The organism is Vibrio viridaestus (genome assembly GCF_003856525.1).
GTDB lineage: Bacteria > Pseudomonadota > Gammaproteobacteria > Enterobacterales > Vibrionaceae > Vibrio > Vibrio viridaestus.
The window spans coordinates 582,203-599,801 of the sequence record NZ_RJVQ01000002.1 but is presented as its reverse complement, the minus strand read 5'-3'; the positions used below and the strand labels follow the sequence as shown (position 1 = coordinate 599,801).

Annotated in this window: 18 protein-coding genes and 1 other RNA gene; 5 read left to right on the top strand and 14 right to left on the bottom strand. The window is 38.8% G+C overall.

The annotated features are described in order from the left end of the window. Positions 1-42: 42 nt before the first annotated feature. Positions 43-252, top strand: a complete 210-nt coding sequence (locus EES38_RS06685; RefSeq protein ID WP_124936389.1) for a cold-shock protein — start codon at positions 43-45, stop codon at positions 250-252. A gap of 204 nt (positions 253-456) precedes the next feature. Next, positions 457-612 carry a hypothetical protein gene (locus EES38_RS22130; protein WP_166434215.1) on the top strand — a complete coding sequence of 52 codons (156 nt, stop codon included), beginning with the start codon at positions 457-459 and terminating at the stop codon, positions 610-612. A 764-nt stretch (positions 613-1,376) separates the two neighbouring features. Here the strand turns inward: EES38_RS22130 and EES38_RS06680 are convergent. From EES38_RS06680 to EES38_RS06620, 13 genes are all read right to left on the bottom strand, one after another. Further along, positions 1,377-1,814 (bottom strand): DMT family transporter, encoded by a 438-nt coding sequence (locus tag EES38_RS06680; RefSeq protein ID WP_124936388.1) that lies wholly within the window; start codon positions 1,812-1,814, stop codon positions 1,377-1,379. Then, a complete protein-coding gene (locus tag EES38_RS06675; RefSeq protein ID WP_166434214.1) occupies positions 1,811-2,710 on the bottom strand; it encodes an alpha/beta fold hydrolase in 900 nt (299 codons plus the stop codon). Before EES38_RS06675 ends, EES38_RS06680 begins: the two co-directional genes overlap by 4 nt. Positions 2,711-2,824: 114 nt before the next feature. Beyond that, positions 2,825-3,418, bottom strand: coding sequence for a TetR/AcrR family transcriptional regulator (locus EES38_RS06670; protein WP_124936386.1), 594 nt, complete (start codon positions 3,416-3,418; stop codon positions 2,825-2,827). A 2,080-nt stretch (positions 3,419-5,498) separates the two neighbouring features. Then, on the bottom strand, positions 5,499-6,101 hold the full coding sequence (locus EES38_RS06660; protein WP_124936384.1) for a DUF1989 domain-containing protein: 603 nt from the start codon (positions 6,099-6,101) through the stop codon (positions 5,499-5,501). A 17-nt stretch (positions 6,102-6,118) separates the two neighbouring features. Continuing rightward, positions 6,119-7,561 (bottom strand): purine-cytosine permease family protein, encoded by a 1,443-nt coding sequence (locus EES38_RS06655; RefSeq protein WP_124936383.1) that lies wholly within the window; start codon positions 7,559-7,561, stop codon positions 6,119-6,121. A 79-nt stretch (positions 7,562-7,640) separates the two neighbouring features. After that, on the bottom strand, positions 7,641-8,537 hold the full coding sequence (locus EES38_RS06650) for a helix-turn-helix domain-containing protein (RefSeq protein ID WP_124936382.1): 897 nt from the start codon (positions 8,535-8,537) through the stop codon (positions 7,641-7,643). Positions 8,538-8,997: 460 nt separating this feature from the next. Beyond that, positions 8,998-9,477 (bottom strand): hypothetical protein, encoded by a 480-nt coding sequence (locus tag EES38_RS22125; protein ID WP_166434213.1) that lies wholly within the window; start codon positions 9,475-9,477, stop codon positions 8,998-9,000. 1 nt (position 9,478) lies between these two features. Further along, positions 9,479-9,943, bottom strand: a complete 465-nt coding sequence (locus EES38_RS06640) for a hypothetical protein (RefSeq protein WP_208020403.1) — start codon at positions 9,941-9,943, stop codon at positions 9,479-9,481. Beyond that, a protein-coding gene (locus EES38_RS06635; protein ID WP_124936380.1) for an IS3 family transposase occupies positions 9,888-11,065 on the bottom strand; the annotation gives its coding sequence in 2 pieces (ribosomal slippage) (positions 9,888-10,798 and positions 10,798-11,065; 1,179 coding nt in all). Before EES38_RS06635 ends, EES38_RS06640 begins: the two co-directional genes overlap by 56 nt. Positions 11,066-11,132: 67 nt before the next feature. Then, the gene (locus tag EES38_RS22585) at positions 11,133-11,261 is read right to left on the bottom strand and encodes a hypothetical protein (RefSeq protein WP_279432207.1); all 129 of its coding nucleotides are present in this window, start codon (positions 11,259-11,261) and stop codon (positions 11,133-11,135) included. After that, positions 11,254-11,769: a TnsA endonuclease N-terminal domain-containing protein gene (locus EES38_RS06630; protein ID WP_243694158.1), complete on the bottom strand. Its 516-nt coding sequence runs from the start codon at positions 11,767-11,769 to the stop codon at positions 11,254-11,256. The genes EES38_RS22585 and EES38_RS06630 overlap by 8 nt, the downstream gene beginning before the upstream one ends. A gap of 225 nt (positions 11,770-11,994) precedes the next feature. Continuing rightward, positions 11,995-12,091, bottom strand: an RNA gene (gene ffs / locus EES38_RS06625) — signal recognition particle sRNA small type. Between the two features lie 128 nt (positions 12,092-12,219). After that, positions 12,220-14,268, bottom strand: coding sequence for a GGDEF domain-containing protein (locus EES38_RS06620; RefSeq protein WP_124936379.1), 2,049 nt, complete (start codon positions 14,266-14,268; stop codon positions 12,220-12,222). A 149-nt stretch (positions 14,269-14,417) separates the two neighbouring features. Here EES38_RS06620 and EES38_RS06615 point away from each other — a divergent pair, with 149 nt between their 5' ends. Both EES38_RS06615 and tesB read left to right on the top strand, forming a co-directional pair. Continuing rightward, positions 14,418-14,747 (top strand): MGMT family protein, encoded by a 330-nt coding sequence (locus EES38_RS06615; RefSeq protein WP_124936378.1) that lies wholly within the window; start codon positions 14,418-14,420, stop codon positions 14,745-14,747. A 118-nt stretch (positions 14,748-14,865) separates the two neighbouring features. Then, positions 14,866-15,726: an acyl-CoA thioesterase II gene (gene tesB / locus EES38_RS06610; RefSeq protein ID WP_124936377.1), complete on the top strand. Its 861-nt coding sequence runs from the start codon at positions 14,866-14,868 to the stop codon at positions 15,724-15,726. Between the two features lie 193 nt (positions 15,727-15,919). Here the strand turns inward: tesB and EES38_RS06605 are convergent, their stop codons facing one another. Next, entirely contained in the window at positions 15,920-16,378 is a 459-nt protein-coding gene (locus tag EES38_RS06605) for an Lrp/AsnC family transcriptional regulator (protein WP_124936376.1), read from the bottom strand. Positions 16,379-16,494: 116 nt separating this feature from the next. Between EES38_RS06605 and EES38_RS06600 the strand changes: the two genes are divergently transcribed. Continuing rightward, positions 16,495-17,565 (top strand): PLP-dependent cysteine synthase family protein, encoded by a 1,071-nt coding sequence (locus tag EES38_RS06600; protein WP_124936375.1) that lies wholly within the window; start codon positions 16,495-16,497, stop codon positions 17,563-17,565. The last annotated feature ends 34 nt before the right edge of the window (positions 17,566-17,599 follow it).

The window sequence follows — 17,599 nt, the reverse complement described above, 5'->3', positions numbered from 1 at the left end:
ATGCTCAGTGCACCTTAATTTTAATTTTATAAGGGGCATAATATGTCTAATCAAGTAACTGGTACAGTAAAATGGTTTAACGAAACTAAAGGTTTCGGTTTTATTTCTCAAGAAAATGGCGATGACTTATTTGTTCATTTCCGAAACATTTTAGGCGATGGTTTTAAAAAACTTGTTGAAGGTGATAAGGTTTCTTTTACAGTAGGAAAAGGGCCAAAAGGTCTTCAAGCTGAGAGTGTAACAACCATTTAGTCTTACAGTTGAATTTTAACTACCTTGGCATTTATGTGGCAAGGTAGTGCTCTGGCAAAGAGTTGTTTTTCAAGATAAAAGATAAAGAATGTTTTCCAGCGTCATCCTTAGCAAGTTTCTCTCTGTAATCTCCCTTAACTCTCTATCCTAAAATAATACCTATGCTCAGTGCACCTTAATTTAAATATATATAAGGGGCATAATATGTCTAATCAAATCGATAATAATAAAAATAGTATTAATAAAAATAAAGCCATTAAAAATAAAGAAACATCAATCAATAAAAAAGTAGAAATTAATAGTCTTCTTCAACGAATTATCAATGGCGAAGCTGGTATTGTGTTGGAGGAATTACTTTGAGAAGTAATGGCAGAAAGAAGATATGGTTTAAACTAAAAAAGTGCGAATCAAATACTAAAAGACGTTATAAATTTGAATATACAATTTCTAAAGGAATTCCAAATAGCGACGCTTTTTCGTTGATCAGCTCCAGTAAAACTGGACTCTTCATTAATCCTTATTTTGCTGTTCAAAGTTAACTGGGCTTAGATACCCAAGAACAACGGGCCGTATCGTTTACACCGATCACTATGAATGAGCTAGCAGGAAATGTTAATGTAGAAAATTAGTCTTGGTGCGAACTATCGCCTGATTAAATTTAGATCATTTTCGTTTTCTGAATAGGTTGCAAAAATCTCGAACCTACAAAACCTATCCCTTGACATAGTAAAAAATAACCGGATTAAGCTTAGGACACATAATACCTTTTAAAAGGACAACTTATCCTGTTATTGATATGATTTCAAAGCCTAGAAAGTTGATACGTGTAGCATAAGTCAGCAAACCACGCACGTACAATCAATTAGTTGCAGTCAAAATAAATCACTAACCCTCAGCAGCAGATTCTGACGCTGTTAGCTTCAGACATTACAAACATCATCTGCAATTCACTTTTTGGATAATTTCGTGGTGGTGATTTTTTCTAAATTAGATAAAGTCGGATAACTTCATCTATCACAATATTTAGGCGTTTCGATAATCGCACCATAGCTATCGATCCTAAACCGTTAAATTCAGTAAACGGATCAGGAGCAATGACGAAATATACTTGAAGAATATCTTTCTCACGCTAATAGACTTGCTCCAATCATAAGAAAAATGAGTGCGGCTACTCGAGTAGGCTCAATTTCAACAATATTCGCTCCGAACATACCAAATCGATCAATCAGCAAAGAACTGAAAATTTGCCCAACCATTATAAAGGCTACCATCTTCGCGGCACCAAGTTGTGGTACAACGATCGCGGATACGGATAAAACAACACATCCACAAAGACCACCAAGCCACACCCACCAAGGCTGCTCTATTGTTCCTTTCATCATCGGTAAGCCCCCCGCAGTCATGAAAGCAACCAACGAAAGGATGATAGTTAATATTCCACCAGAAAACGCGGTTGCCCATAGACTAGAGTGCAAACCTTTCGCTAACTGAGCGTTCATCAACGATTGGACTGGTAACATCAGCCCTGCGAAAAGTGCAAGTACAACACTGATTACGTTCATGACAGGAACTCCTTTAACACAGCCACGAGTTGCTGAGGGCTTTCCTCTGGCAAATAATGACCGGCGCCTTCAATGACTTCACCATGAATATCGGCGCATATTGGAGATAATGTATTATAAAGCAAATCAGCGACACCATATCGTGCACCAATTGCGAATACAGGCATTAACAATTGCTTCTCTGAGCGTAATTTATTTATGGCTATATCCTGCTTGGAGAACGCATTTTTATAGTAACTTAGCGCACTGCGTAGCGCTCCAGGAAGACGATTAACACGGACATATTCCGCCAGCGCCTTTTCATCTATCATCCAACCAAATTCAGCTTTGGTTGAAAACAACCACCTTAAAAAAGGTTCTTCGCGGTCTTTAAGTAAAATTTCTGGAAGATCACTTAACCGGTTAAAAGCAAAATGCCAAGTACGCATGACTTGTTCATCTGTCAGTTCACCACTGGGTAGTGCGCTAATCCCTGGTATTGCTGCATCTATTAATACCAGTTTTTTGATACAGTCAGGGTGGTCTGAAGCAAGTGCATAGCCCATCCACGCACCGACATCATGAGCAATGATTTCGATACCATCTTTTTCTTCTAAAGCGAGACTCTGAATCAGTGAGCGTAATGTTAGAGCAATAGTGGTTGAATCATAGCCTTCTGTTGGATGATCAGAGTCACCCATCCCCGGAAGATCAAGGGCAACCACTCGTTTACCTGAGTTAGCCAGTGCCGGCATCAGATAACGCCACGCGTACCAACTTTGAGGCCATCCTGGTAACAGTAATACCGTGGGGCCTTGTCCTCCTGATACATAGTGCAGCCGTCCCATTTGTGTTCTTACCACCCCATGAGAAAATTGTTGCCAAAACAGTTTCTCGTCAAATTTAATATTTTGCATATAACACCTCATTATGGAAACGTTCATTTCCTAATTAAGTAAAAATTATGGCTACACAATAAATTGGATAGCCAATTGAAAAATTGAAAGTTATTTACGTGAACGCACTACTTATTAATCAAGTAGGCTCATTGATGTGGAAACAATGTTTTCTAAATGACTTTTGTCTACATTCACTTTTCCAATCACCCGCATGCCTTGAGTAATACTGTGGATTGTTTGAGCCATTTTACCTGGATCAATCGCCGTCGAAATCGACCCATCTTGTTGACCAAGGATGATAAGTTCACGAATCGTTTTTATCCCCGAGTCAAACAATCTATTCACTTTCTGCTTTATTTCACTGTCTTCGCTAGATAATTCAACCGCTGTGGCAACCACCATACAGCCGATTTGACCTGATTCACCCAAACTATCTTGTGCATAGCCATTCAATAAACTAAGAATTTTATCCCTGCCAGAGTATGCTTGAGCAATTCGAACCTGACTTAACTTATATCGCTGATCTTTATAGTAATCTAACGCTTTCAGAAACAGAGTTCGTTTATCTTTAAACGCTTTATAAATACTCCCAGCGGTCAAATCGAGTGACTCACTCAAATCTTTGATAGATGTCCCGTTGTAACCTTTAGTGCTGAATACATTAATTGCATTCGCTAACGCAACGTCAGTATCAAACGTTCTTGGTCTTCCTGGTAATGCTGTCATCAATGGCGTCCTGAACTCGAATTTAACTTATAATAGGAAATGATCGTTTCCTATTCAAGAGAATTTGAAAAATTATCCTCAATAAAATCTTTATCGGGAATAATCAGTATTATTTTTATCAGTGAATCACCACGAGGAAACCTCCAATTCAGTCTGTAAATTGAAGTTTAAATTTGTCTAAATTCGACTTGGGGAACATACTCCTCCCTTGGACATCCTAATCAAGGTAGGCAACGAGTTCTTCTGGCTGCCCCAATGGAAATGCCGCTTTCACATGCTCTAAAAATACCTTGACTCTGGCATTAAGTAATCGACGTGATGGATACAGTACCCACAAGGAAATATCGGCTGTTTGAGCCTCTCCCCATCGAATCGATTTACCTCACTTTAGTTCTCTAAATGAGCGACTGATATTCGAGGATAGGCTTTAATGTTATAGACGCACCTGCTTACTAGTGCGCTGTGGCTTTGGTTCTTAAATTGATTTAACTGAACGATGAAAGAAGACTAGCTTAAGTTTTTGCAACCTGACGTAACTCATTTCTAGGGAATTATTTATCTATCTCCCCTAGGGTACATATACCTAAAAAAATCATCCTGTTAGTAGATTTTCAGTCGAAAAGCGCGAACGCCTCAAACCCAAAGAGTAATGATTAAACGGCATTAAATAAGGTAAGTTCTAAGGCTCATTGAATACGATTAACTGAGCTATCTTCAAGGCAGAAATAACTTATAGGTCGTGTGAGCTGGCGATATCAAAACTTGGAGCAGTCTATGTATAGAAGCAGATAATCTTAACCACATGTAGCAAAAAGGCCGCTAAATTAGCGGCCTTTTTAATGGTGATACGTGCAACATAAGTCAGCATAACCGCGCACGTATGATCAATGAGTTATAGTCAAGATTGCAATATATAACAGCATAACATTGCAGCATAAGTTAGCAAATTTTTACTTTAATCCAAATGCAGCGTCAGAAACTTTCCTACATGTTAAGCTCGAAATAAATCATGCATACTCGGCGATTCACTCTGACTCTATTAGCTTTAAACATCACAATCATCTGCAACTCACTTTTGTCGGATAGGCGGCACCTGTTGCCAGGTGCCTCGCTCCTCAGAACCGTACGTGCAACTTTCACTGCATACGGCTCAAGCCTCCACAAAGGCACCGTTAAGCACGCAGTAACTAAATTACCTTTGCAATACACACTTAAAGCTTTAAAACTGCACCAGTGGTCGCTCTGTGAATAAGAAACCACGGTTCGTTGTCAGAAGACGCACTAATTTCATTCGAAATCATCATTTGCTTTTCTTCTTTAATAAAGTTCTTCAAGCTATCTCGCAACGGGAGACCAGTTAGAAGTCAGCTCGCTTTCGCGCCAGATATAAACCTGTATCTACTTCATTACAAAGTAGCATTCGCTTTCTCTAACCTCCTTTACCTGCATACCTATCGGCAACCTTCACAGGCTGCTTTCCCATAGGGAGATATACAGGCTTACCCTGTTCCGTATGTTGCGTAAAATGTCAACTTAGATGCCCACTCTAGTGCGGGGAGCATATCGATCACGAAAGGGCATTGCCCAATCCCTTTCCGACTCCCACTGCCATTTTGGCCACAGCGTATTAACCACTTCCGCTGCTTCATCACCTAACGCACCTTAGATGGATTCACATTCGTTCATCATACTGACTAGCTAGCACTCACCCGATTTATGTGGTTATCAGGAGGATCTTCTTCTCACGATTCGAATCCCGGGTAATGTCAAATTACTCTTCGTTACATTGTCAGAGCCGCTGCTTTATTCAGGCTCCTAGGTTCATATGGTGATACAGATGGTTCACTCACAAAGCGGTGAACAACGCTTCATACGACTTCAGGTCGCACGGGCAAAGGAGAGTTACGTAACACACTCTCCTTGTTGGTAACAACGTCGGATTAGGAAAAGCATGAAGAAACTTTACCCAATGGTTAACCTTTTCCCGAGGTCAGCATATCTATATTTCCAATAAAAACTTGGCAGTATATTAAAAAGCACATAGAAAACACTTTTAATATACAAAAATTTAATTTTATTGTTAGGAAATCACTTGAACCTCAACTGGTGTAGGACCATTCCCATTAATCGTCCCTGGGTATGGGCAACAAGATAAAGACCACACAATATCCATCTCTGCTTGCATTTCCAAATAATCCCCCGGCTGGGTCACAGGTTCATGAGGATGAAAACTTCCATCAGGTTGAGTTAACGGTGGTTGAAAAATGTTTAATGCCGCCATTCTTGGTGCCCCAAGCTGAGGAAAACCAATTTTTTTAAAACCATTACACATAGCTTCAGTACATCCCGGTTGGTCTACCCCTGCTGCCTTATTTATTTCATGAGTACAAGCGCCACCGGTATAGCCATGGATCCCAGTTTTATCATCAGTTATCACAAGCATTTTATTCACATAATCAGAATAAATATATCCACCTGTTGATATTTGCCAACTATCTTGCTCTAAACAAGTAGTTACCATGTCACTGACTTCTTTCAAATTATCCTTATTATAGGCAACAAAATCACAAACCTGTTTCCCTTCAAGATCAATCACTCTTATTTTTTGACCTTTTAATAATACACCTGAAGCGAATTCGCCCGGTTGAACAATAAAATTCTCAAGTACACTAATATTTGACATATATTCCTCTCTTTAATTTAAACAGTGTGTAACAATGTTTCTTTGATTTGCTTTTCATAATTATTGTAATCAAAATTCTTCATTATTATTAAATATGAAATAGCTGAAACAGAAAGACCAATCGCAAATGAAATGTCAGCTCCATCTAAATATTTAGCAGCAAATCCGGTGTAGATTGAAGTACTAAAAAATGGGATCATAAATATAAATCCTAAGCAATAACTCACTAATCCTGGCATATCCCATTCTTTATAAACTCCATTTTCATTTGATAAAATCTCACTAATAGAATACTTACCTTTTCTGACAAGATAAAAATCTACTAAATTTACTGATGTCCATGGTATTAAGAAATATCCAAGTATCGCTAAGAAGTTACCGAATGACTGAACTAGTGATTCAGGTAATGATAGGCCAAGAAGGGAAATAATCATTCCCATAAAAATAAGAAGAAACATTCTAATATATTTTGTGGTTTTAAATTTAATAAAACTTTCTAATCCAGATAGAATACATACACTACAACTATAAATTCCCGTAGATGCAGTAAACAAAGACGCCGGAATAGCAACAACCATTGTCACTAACCCTAAATTAAAACCAAAATTGTCACCTAACTCTCGAATTGAAGATATTAAATCACCTTCGGTAAATGCAGCTAAAACTGCTCCCAAACAAGATAACCAAATAGCCGAAACTAAAGTTCCACCAAAAACAGCTTGTGTAATCTTATATCCACTTGTTTTCTCTGGAAGGTATCTCGTATAGTCAGACACTAAAGGCGCAACACCGAGCTGAAGCATTGCTGAAGCGCCAAGTTGTGCTAGAAATCCGACTCCAACGAAGCTCCATCCACTTGATGAAACAACTTCCCAGGGAGTTAACGTTAAAACAGCAAAAGTCAGAAGAATAAAGTTCGTAAAAACGATATACGCAACTATTTTTTCTGCTTTAATTAGAAGCTTATATCCATATATAGCAGATATAATTGCCAACACTGTAATCAATATAAATGCATTACTTACGTTTAAACTCGTAACTTCCTTGATTGCTTCAGCTCCTGAAAGAAGACCAAATAAGGGAAAACCACATAAAACTACTATTGCAGCAAAAAGAGGGATTAAAGCCCCTTTGTGTCCAAATTGAACTCTTGATTGAATCATTTGCGGCAAACCGAGAATTGGACCTTGAGCAGCATGCAATGCTTGGAATATTGTTCCCACAATACTTCCGACAACTATTGCGATTAAAGTCCAGTAAAGTCCTAAACCAAATAGTGCTCCTACCGCCCCTCCAAAAAGTGTTAATAAAGTTGCGTTTGCCATAAACCAAAACTTTTGCTGGTCTGGTATATTTCCATATCTCTCTTCTTTAGGTATATATTCATACGATTTAGATTCCACTTCAAAGCTAGAAGGTTCCATTCCTAAGCCTGATTTATCAGATATAGTTTCGCTCATAATTGTCCCTTATTATTTAAGCGGTTGATACCTGAATTATTAAACCGTAATAAATAAAAATATAGAATGACGCAAAATGTCATTTATATGACTCTAAGAGACTATTTTTTAGTGAATTCCTGATTTCCATAGGCGGTTGACCATATTGCTTCTTAAATGCTCGAGAAAAGTGTGATGAATCCTTAAAACCACATAAAAATGCCACTGTAGAAATAGGAGTATATATATCACTCAATATTAAATCATAACTTTTCTCTAATCGTTTTGTAATAACCCACTTCATAACTGTCATAGATTCTAACGAAAACAACCTATTTAATGTCTTCGGTGAGATGTTGCACATAGAACATATCTTTTCAATATTTAAATCTTGATCTTCTATCTTTGAGTAAATTTCACTTTTAATCTTATCCAAACAATCAAATTTATTAATATTATTACTAGAGTACATTATTGTGCTTTTCAAATAAGATAAAAAATGTTCAAATAACATTTTAACTTTAAATTCATCGAGATCACAAAATTCATTAAATAACACATTTGAAATTGAAGTTAAAATTTTATTAAAAATATCACTTTCAAATTCCTCATTGCTACATTTATAAAATTCAACACTTTCCAAATTATTAAAATAGCTCATACAAAAGCTATAAACAAAAACCTTTGATGACTTATCAAAATAAACATTTAAATTTTCACTAGGTTTGAAAACAACTAGATCATTCTTTGAAAAAATATTGACTCGTTGCTTATTCTCAAAATAACCGCCTCCTTCATTTATTAAGAATAAGTTAACAACATTCTCACCAAAATCATATTCTAGTTTAGATGGTCTTACATCTAAATAAAATAAATCAATACCCTTCATATGAAAACAGCGGGAACCTTCTTGATGAAGCTTAGAAGGTTTAGACTTTGAGCAATCTTCATTACTCAATCCGGTAAGAACACGCTTTGAGACCTCTACTTTTTTCATAAATCCCCCTTAATATTTTAAGGGTTACCCAGCAAAAGATACGCCAAAAATTAAACCATTATAATTCATATAGTTAACAAACAAAATGACAATAATGCTGTATTTTAATGCAAAAAATAAAAATAATGCTCATAAATGATGCAAATATTAAAAATTTAACTTGTTATGCATATAGATAAGACGAGTCAATAAGGATTGAGAAGCTGTTTGAGCTATCAGCATCAACTAACCCAATGGAACAGTAAAATCTCTTATTCCTAGTTTGTTTCTCGATAGCAATCCTATAACCATTAAAATCAATAGGTTATATAAAAATAGTCATGAGCGTACAAATTGTTATTCATATAAAAGAAACGGATCTTCTCCGCTTTGTTGAGCCTAATGTCCATATTCAATCCTTCTACCATAGTGATTAATAAATTCTTTTTAATCACTATGGTAGAAAGATATTTTGACTCAACTACTTTCCCAGCTTGTCAGTATTCAAGGACAGAAAATTCACTCTGTTAAAGTCGATGAATCGACACAGATTATCGACGTGTATTGCCACAGAGACCGTCGATTCAAAGTGATGACTATCAACCAAACTCTTAATATCACCATCACTTTCACAAAAAGCTTTATACCAACGCTTTACTGTACGATCACTTGGCTTCGGTATATTAAGTGCTTCTATATGCTTATCTATCAATGGGATAAGATTTCTAGGTGTCCAACCACCATTTATCTCCTTAGCAATCAACGAGATTAATTTATAACGCTCCAGCGCTTTTAGTTTTTGTTCTTCAGGAAAGGAAGATAGATCTCGTTCAATGACCGTGGTGGTTTCAATAGGTGAATACTTCAGGCGAGATAACTTAGCTTCAGGGCTTGCCTCATATTGTTGCTGAATATCATTTTTTATTGAATCGAACTCATCTTCAAATGGCCCAAAAGACATATTAAGCCATCGAAATTAAAGAGTTTTCATCCGGTAAAACATCCAGTTTTGTCTTGGCTTTTCCTAAACAAATAAGACGTAGCACTGACGCAAAGACTTCACCAATAGTTAAGTTCAGTATTTCTGATAACGCCTTAATACAGATTGATGAGGATTGAGTAACGACTGACCAAACACTTTCCAAATGGCTAGAATTTTCAATGCAACCGCTATAACGATGTACAAGTTTTAAATTATTAAGGTGCACATCATTCCGAATTTGGCGGTCTGTAACGAGTAATAGTGGTACCCCAAATTCACTTGCCATAATTTGTTTTTGGCGAAACATATCTTGGAATTCGGAGCTAAATGTTTTTGATAGTGGTTTTACTTCGAGGAGATAAGACGTTCCATCTTTCTTATTGTAGTGGTCAACTAAAATTGGCCACGGTTTTAGAGTTTTCCCAATATAATCGTTCTGACTCATTGGGAGTTAGACCACCGTTATACTGATGTGGTCTGAGTTGGCAGTAATATCCGATGATGTAGCGGGTGATCTCTTGTTGTGCTTCAGCGAAGCTACGATAGCCCACCGTGGGCACCCATTCCGTTTTCAGACTTCGAAAGAAGCGCTCCATCGGCGCATTATCCCAACAATTTCCTCGACGAGATAAACTCTGTTTTATTTGAAAACGCCACAGCAATTGACGGTATTTACGGCTCGTATAATGGCTGCCTTGATCGCTATGGAACATAACACCTTTAGGCTTACCACGAGACTCATAGGCCATCGAAAGAGCTTTGCCCGTCAGCCTAGAATCAGGTGATAGAGACATCGACCAACCAATCACTTTGCGGGCAAAAAGATCGATAACAACCGCTAAATACATCCACCGATTACCTGTCCAAATATACGTAACATCGCCAGCCCAAACCTCATTTGGCTCGGTAACAGCAAACTGGCGACCTAAATGATTGGGAACTTCAATATGTTCTTGTGAAGGCTTTCTGTAACGGTGCTTTGGCTCTTGGCAGCTCACTAGACCAAGGGCTTTCATTAGTTTTGTTGCTCGGTATCGACTCAACTTGACGCCCTGATTTGTGACTATATCGGCAATGGTTCTTGCTCCTGCAGAGCCATTACTTGTGGCGTGAGCCTCGCTAACCAAGCTACGAAGTTTGACTGCTTCAGGATTGATTGCCGTTGGGCGTTTAAGCCAATAGTGATAACTACTTCGATGAACATTGAATACTTCGCATAATGTTTTTACGCTGTAGCTCTGCTTGAGTTTCTTGATTATCAAGAATTGTTCAGTGAGTCCGACATCAACAGAGCCGTGGCCTTTTTTAGTATTTCATTATGCTCTTCGAGGCAAGCCAGCTTCTTTTTCAATTCTCGAATTTCAACTTGCTCAGGGGTCATCGGTGAAGCTTTCGGTGTTTTTCCTTGGCGTTCTTCTCTGAGCTGTCGAACCCATTTATCCATCGTAGATTTGCCGACATTCATAGCTTGAGCTGCTTCAATTACTGAATAATTTTGGTCTAGGACTAACTGCGCTGCTTCTAACTTAAATTCTGCGCTAAATAGTCGTCTTGTACGTTTTTTCATAATGTCACCTGTTAACTTATGAGGTGATGATATCACCTCTAACTAAGTGACCAAATTCACTATGCCACTACATATCTATAGAATTAAAGAATTTGGTAACGTTTTGAGAAGGGGCATCTACATTTTCTTCAATAAATTCATAAACAAAACCGAATAAGCTACTATCGCTATCCAGAGGTTCATCAACACTAGACATAATTACTTAACCCAAAGCTTTCTTTGGTTAGATCTGTTTTTATTTTCCCTGACGATAACCAACACAATGCACTTATCAGCGTTTCATGTTCAGTCAAACCTAAAGCTTCTGAAATATCATAAAGCTGTACTTTTTGTTTTCGCTGAATATATTTAAGAACATATTTTTCAGCCTCTGTCACTGTATGTAGACCTGAGTAACGATGTAACAGCTTTAAATTGTTGAGTATTGGATTTATCCGGATTTGTTTCTCAGTAATTAGCCGTAACTCATATCCGTAATCAGCCTTAGCAACTCTTTTCTTTTCAGTAAATCGGGCTCTAAAATCTGGCTTCGAGATCTGGCTAGAATGTTTTACTTCAACCAACAAATCCTGTTTTGAAGTACTAGTAACCAAAAAATCTGGGGTATAGCGGCAACTTCTTCCATTAAAACAATAAGCTAAATTAATTGGTTGAGATGAAAAACTCTGAACATCAGGGTTGTATTCGAGTCGAGGTGGAAACAAAAGTCGAATTCAAGAACGGACATTGTTCGAACGACAGCATCATTCTTCAAGCTCATAAACTTGCTGATGTTGTGTAGATGGGAAGATTTTTGGGTTTGGTCATACATAGCGTTATAACTTTGTTGTAAACCTACAACAAAATGTAGTCTATGCTGACTTATTCTGCAAATATGAGAAGACCTTTGCAATTTATGCGAACATATATTGCAAAGGTCAAATGGGCGGAGGCCCCAGCCACATCCCGGCACACACGTCATCTGCTGTGGCTGCTTCCTTCCGGACCTGACCAGGTTAACAAACTAGTGTTGCGGGAGGACCAGAGCCCCCATTGATTCTTTTTTTCGACTCTCGTCAAAAGCGGTGTGATTATTAAACATCGAACCACTCATTGCAAGTCATAATCCCAGAAAAAACCCTATTGGCGAACTAAATGACCATTGATTAACCACTTTAGTCATTTGCTATTTCAGCCACTGGCTTTTTTTCTGCACTCTCCGTTCGAACAACAGAAGACTTAAACTCACGAGACTTGTACTTAGCCCGGTACATTTCAATATCGGTATGATGTAACACGTCCTCTATTTCCATGTATTCTTTTCGGTTATTAGACACCCCAACAGCAACGGTCACAGTAAAGCTCAAATTACGCTCTGAATCGATAAACACAAATCGCTCAAATGCAGATAGAGAGCGTTTTAAGGCCTCGTCTTTAGCTTCTCCGACGAGAATGAACTCATCACCGCCGATACGATAAGCAGTACCTTTCCAATTCAGTAGAATCTTATCTGCTAAGGTTTTAAGAACCTTATCTCCGATATCGTGACCAAACGTATCGTTAATCGGTTTGAATCGATTCACATCAAGATAAACAACCGTATGTTTAGACGATATACCACGAGAGTATTTGCGGTATAACGCTCGACGATTTTTTAGCTTAGTTAAGTTGTCTGTAACCGACTGTACATGCAAATAATACGCAACCCCGACAACCAATAAGAGTAATAAGAACAGGAACCACAGGCTTTGTCGGCTAAATTTTTTCTCTGCGATAAGCGTCGCTCGCCAGTCTGGTAACACATTGTAGGTGTTAATAATCTTTGGCAAATCTAACATTTGAATTGCCTGAGAAAATAGTGGCGCTAGTTCTGCCCCTACTCGGTTTTTAGGAAAGGCGACGGAAACCTCAGATGAATAAAAGTTACCAATGAGCGTATCTTCTTCAAGTGGCTGAACCTGATCTGATTCTCTGAGTAGGTGATTATAATTTACTCTGCTAAGGACAATATAATCCACCTGATTATCGAGTAACGCTTGAATTTGCTGTGCCTGCGTTGAATAACGAAATAGCACTTTATTCGGTAGCATTCGTCCTAACAACGTGTCATAGAAATCGTCTTTAATTACACCGATTCTTTCAGTAATTAATTCCGAGACATTGCCATAGACTTTATCTTTGTACCCTTCACGCTTAACTAAAACTACTTCAGGATGGTAATACGGATCGCTGAAATACATTTTCGTTTTACGTGACTGCGAAATAATAGTGGGAGATAAAATATCAATACGCTGATTTAATAAATCTGAATACATACTTTCCCAAGTCTCGCTTGGAGAGCTTACGAGTTCACATTTAATCAGGAGTATTTTACAAGCCTGAAAAACGACATCTGCGCTAATTCCATCCACTTCACCATTTTCATGGTAAGTCGTATATTCACTGAGGTTTTCAAGTTTTACTTTATAGACTTTCTGCATATCCAATCCACTTTCGCGCACAGCCAATCGAAGTGCTTGCTGACGGATATCAAACTGATATTTTTTGATAGACGTACTCAACAACTTTTGTACATCGGCACTGAAAGCGTAGTTTTGGATCTGTTTTAGGATTTGCGAATGTTTACCTGTTGGCGCAATAATAGAAACGGGTTTTATTGGAATTTGGTCATTCAGTATTTCAGCTTCAAAGCCTTTTAAAAGCATAGGTTTAAGCTGGTTAATGGCATCCACAACACCATCTACCTGCCCCGTTTTAAGTAGGTGTACCGCTTCATCATGACCGAGATATGTTACTTGCTTTAGATCTGGATAATGGTCATGAATCAATGAGCCATAAATGGTACCTTCAGGAATTCCAACGGTATGAATTTCATTTAAGCGAGTTACTTTTTTGCTAAAAAGGTAGGTGTACTCAATATTTGTTGGGCGTGAGAATTCAAACCGCTCAGCACGACTTTCAGTAAAAGTCACATTTGCAGCAAAATCGGCTTTTCCAGTTTCGATTGCTTTTAAAATAGCATCAAAACTCGGATAAGTTACATATTTGACATTGAAGTCAAAATGATAAGCAGCAGCATTAAATAGCACACGCGTTGTTACGTCGTCCGCTTCAATTGCCACAGAATAAGTCTTTGGTGCAGAGGTATCTTCACTCGCATGCACTACAGTACAAAAGAGCGTAAGCCATAAATACCCTACTACAGCCAGGATGGCTTTTATCATGACGTTGAGATTATATTATTTTTATTAATAAATTCGGACAATAATACACTACTATTTGACCAAGTGTCCAAGTTTCAGCTGATGAATGTTGCATAACAACTCATAATTCTAACAATATTATGTTTCTAATTTTTTAATTTTAAATATCTATGCAAAGTACAACAAAAGCGCTTTTAAAACAGAAATTCTTAGAGTCGGTTTTTACCGTCGTTTACGCGATCCCCTCAGGTAAGGTATCGACCTATGGTGATGTCGCTAGAATTGCGGGTTATCCGGGCTATGCTCGTCACGTAGGAAAGGCACTCAGTGGGCTGCCGACAGATTCTAAGCTTCCTTGGTTTAGAGTCATCAACAGCCAGGGTAAAATTTCTCTACAAGGTTCTGATTACCAGAGACAATATCAAGAACTTATTAACGACGGCATTGCTGTTTCATCGTCGGGTAAAGTCTCTTTACGTCAGTATCGATGGGAACCCTAGTCGCTCAACAGTTCGACAATTAAATGCCAAATTCCTCTTTTATACTTGATTTTTATTGGTAGCAGCAGTTTGATAGAGGGATTGTTATTTGCGCTCTTCAGCAAAAAAGAGAGGCACTATGAGTCAGGCACTCAATAATTTACTTGAGCTGTTAACCCTAGAGAAATTAGAAGAGAACTTATTTCGAGGTAACAGCGAACATATCGGACTTCCTCAGGTCTTTGGTGGTCAAGTCATTGGTCAGGCGTTGTCTGCATCACGCTACACCGTTCCAGAGGATAGAACCGTTCATTCCATGCACTGCTACTTTCTGTATCCCGGCGATCCAGAAAAACCGATCATCTATGATGTCGATAAACTCAGAGATGGCCGCAGTTTTAGTACTCGTCGGGTGAAAGCAATTCAAAATGGGCGTCCGATCTTTTATTTAACCGCGTCTTACCACGGTGATACGCCAGGATTTGAGCATCAGAACACGATGCCTAATATTCCAGGACCTGAAAACTACAGTTCAGAGAGAGAATTGATCGAAAGCGTAGCTCACCTTTTGCCGAAAAAATTTGCTGAAAGCTTTACTCAGGAAAAGGCCATCGAAGTACGGCCGGTTAACGTTGTCAATCCGATTAAACCTGAGAAAACAGAAGCCAAGCAATATCTTTGGATTAAAGCGACCGGAGAGCTTCCTGACAACCAATTGATACATCAATATCTTCTTGGTTATGCATCAGACTGGGGATTTTTAACCACGGCACTGCATCCACATGGTGTTTCCCTCATGACCCCTAATTTTCAGGTCGCAACGATCGATCACTCAATCTGGTTTCACCGCCCGTTTAAAATGGATGAGTGGTTGCTGTTTGCCATTGAAAGCCCTACGGCAAGCAACACCCGTGGTTTAGTTCGCGGTGAAATCTACAATCAACAAGGCGTCCTTGTAGCGAGCGCAGTGCAAGAAGGTGTAATGCGGTACAAAAATTAACCACCCAGGGGTTTACTTTCCCCTAGGGTAAAGGTTTACAGTCTATCATGTCACCCAAACCAAGCGAGGAGGACATATGGGATGTTGCAATCAACCACCTAAAGGGGGCACCAATGAAATCGGCCCGCTGCTTAAATTAGTCGCGATTTTCATGGTGGTTATATTCGCTGTTGCTTTTATTTTCGGCTAATACTTACAAAGGGAGTTCAGTCGTGTACTTCAATGATTCCATTGCGAATGTTGACGTTACATCGCTGAGCCCTTTTACGCTATTGACCAATTTTTTATAAAACTGGTCAAAGCTTTTCATGTCTTTCACCAACACTCTCAACATGTAATCGTATTCGCCAGCCATGCGATAGAACTCCATCACCTCCGGGTAATCAGCAACCGTATCAACAAAATGTTGATACCACTGATGCGAGTGGTCACTGGTTTTTAACATCACAAACGCCGTAAAAGATAAGCCAATCGAATCCGGTTCGAGCAGTGCTACCCTCTTCTTGATGACGCCTTCATCTTCCAATTTTTTGAGACGCTTCCAACAGGGGGTTGTTGTTAAATTTACCGCCTCAGCCAGTTCGCTGAGAGAGATGTTTCCATCACGTTGAATCAATCGCAATATCTGCTTATCTACATTATCAATATTCATAAACTTACTTTTATAGAAATATTTTCTCCAATATAGTGTATTTATAGAAATAATGGCAAAGTTTTTCTCTTTCTCTCACCGTAAGCTAAATACAATCAAATCAGGAGAGAAACTCGATGAAATATGACCACTTATGGATCAAGGACGCCATAGGCATACTAGAAGCCGATCAGCAACGCTCAGCGGATACTCATCTTATCAAACTGCGCATACCTGCATTACGCGGAATCGATATATACTTAAAGGATGAAAGTACACATCCCACCGGTTCTTTGAAGCACCGTCTTGCGCGCTCACTTTTTCTTTATGGTATTAGCAATGGTTGGATTGGTCCTGAAACTCCGGTTATCGAAGCCTCTTCTGGTAGCACCGCCATTTCTGAAGCTTACTTTGCACAGCTTCTTGGTCTCCCTTTTTATGCAGTCATGCCTCGTTCTACGGCGAAAAAGAAAATAGAACAAATCAAGTTCTTCGGTGGAATTCCACATTTTGTAGATCGCTCGTGTGAAATTTATGACGCTTCTCAGGAGTTAGCAAAACAGCTTAACGGCCATTACATGGATCAGTTTACCTACGCTGAGCGCGCGACCGACTGGCGCGGAAACAGTAATATTGCTGAAAGTATTTTCCATCAAATGCGCTATGAGCCTCATCCTGAACCAGATTGGATTGTGATGAGTGCTGGTACAGGTGGCACATCCGCAACTATTGGACGCTATGTTCGTTATAAAGGCTACGCTACGCAGCTGTGTGTTGCTGACTGCGAAAATTCTGTTTTTTATGATGCCTATATGACAGGTAATACGACTCTGACTGATACTGCCGGAAGCCGCATTGAGGGTATTGGCCGCCCACGCGTTGAGCCCAGCTTTATGCCTGGCGTAATCGACAGTATTAAGAAAATTGCGGATGTGGAAAGCATTGCAACTATTCGCTGGTTGGAATCAAAACTTGGTAAGAAAGTCGGTGCATCAACAGGAACCAATGTTTACGCATCGTTATTAATCGCCCAAGAGATGCAACGCCAACATAAAACAGGCTCAATTGTTACTTTGCTATGCGACAGTGGAGAACGTTATCTCGATACGTATTATAACGACAACTGGGTCAATACGACTATCGGCGATATTTCCTCAACGTTAGATAGACTGATGACGTTTGATACCACAGGAAGTGGTCTCGAATAATATTTTCGTCCTCTTTTCTCTAGAGTAAAGAGGA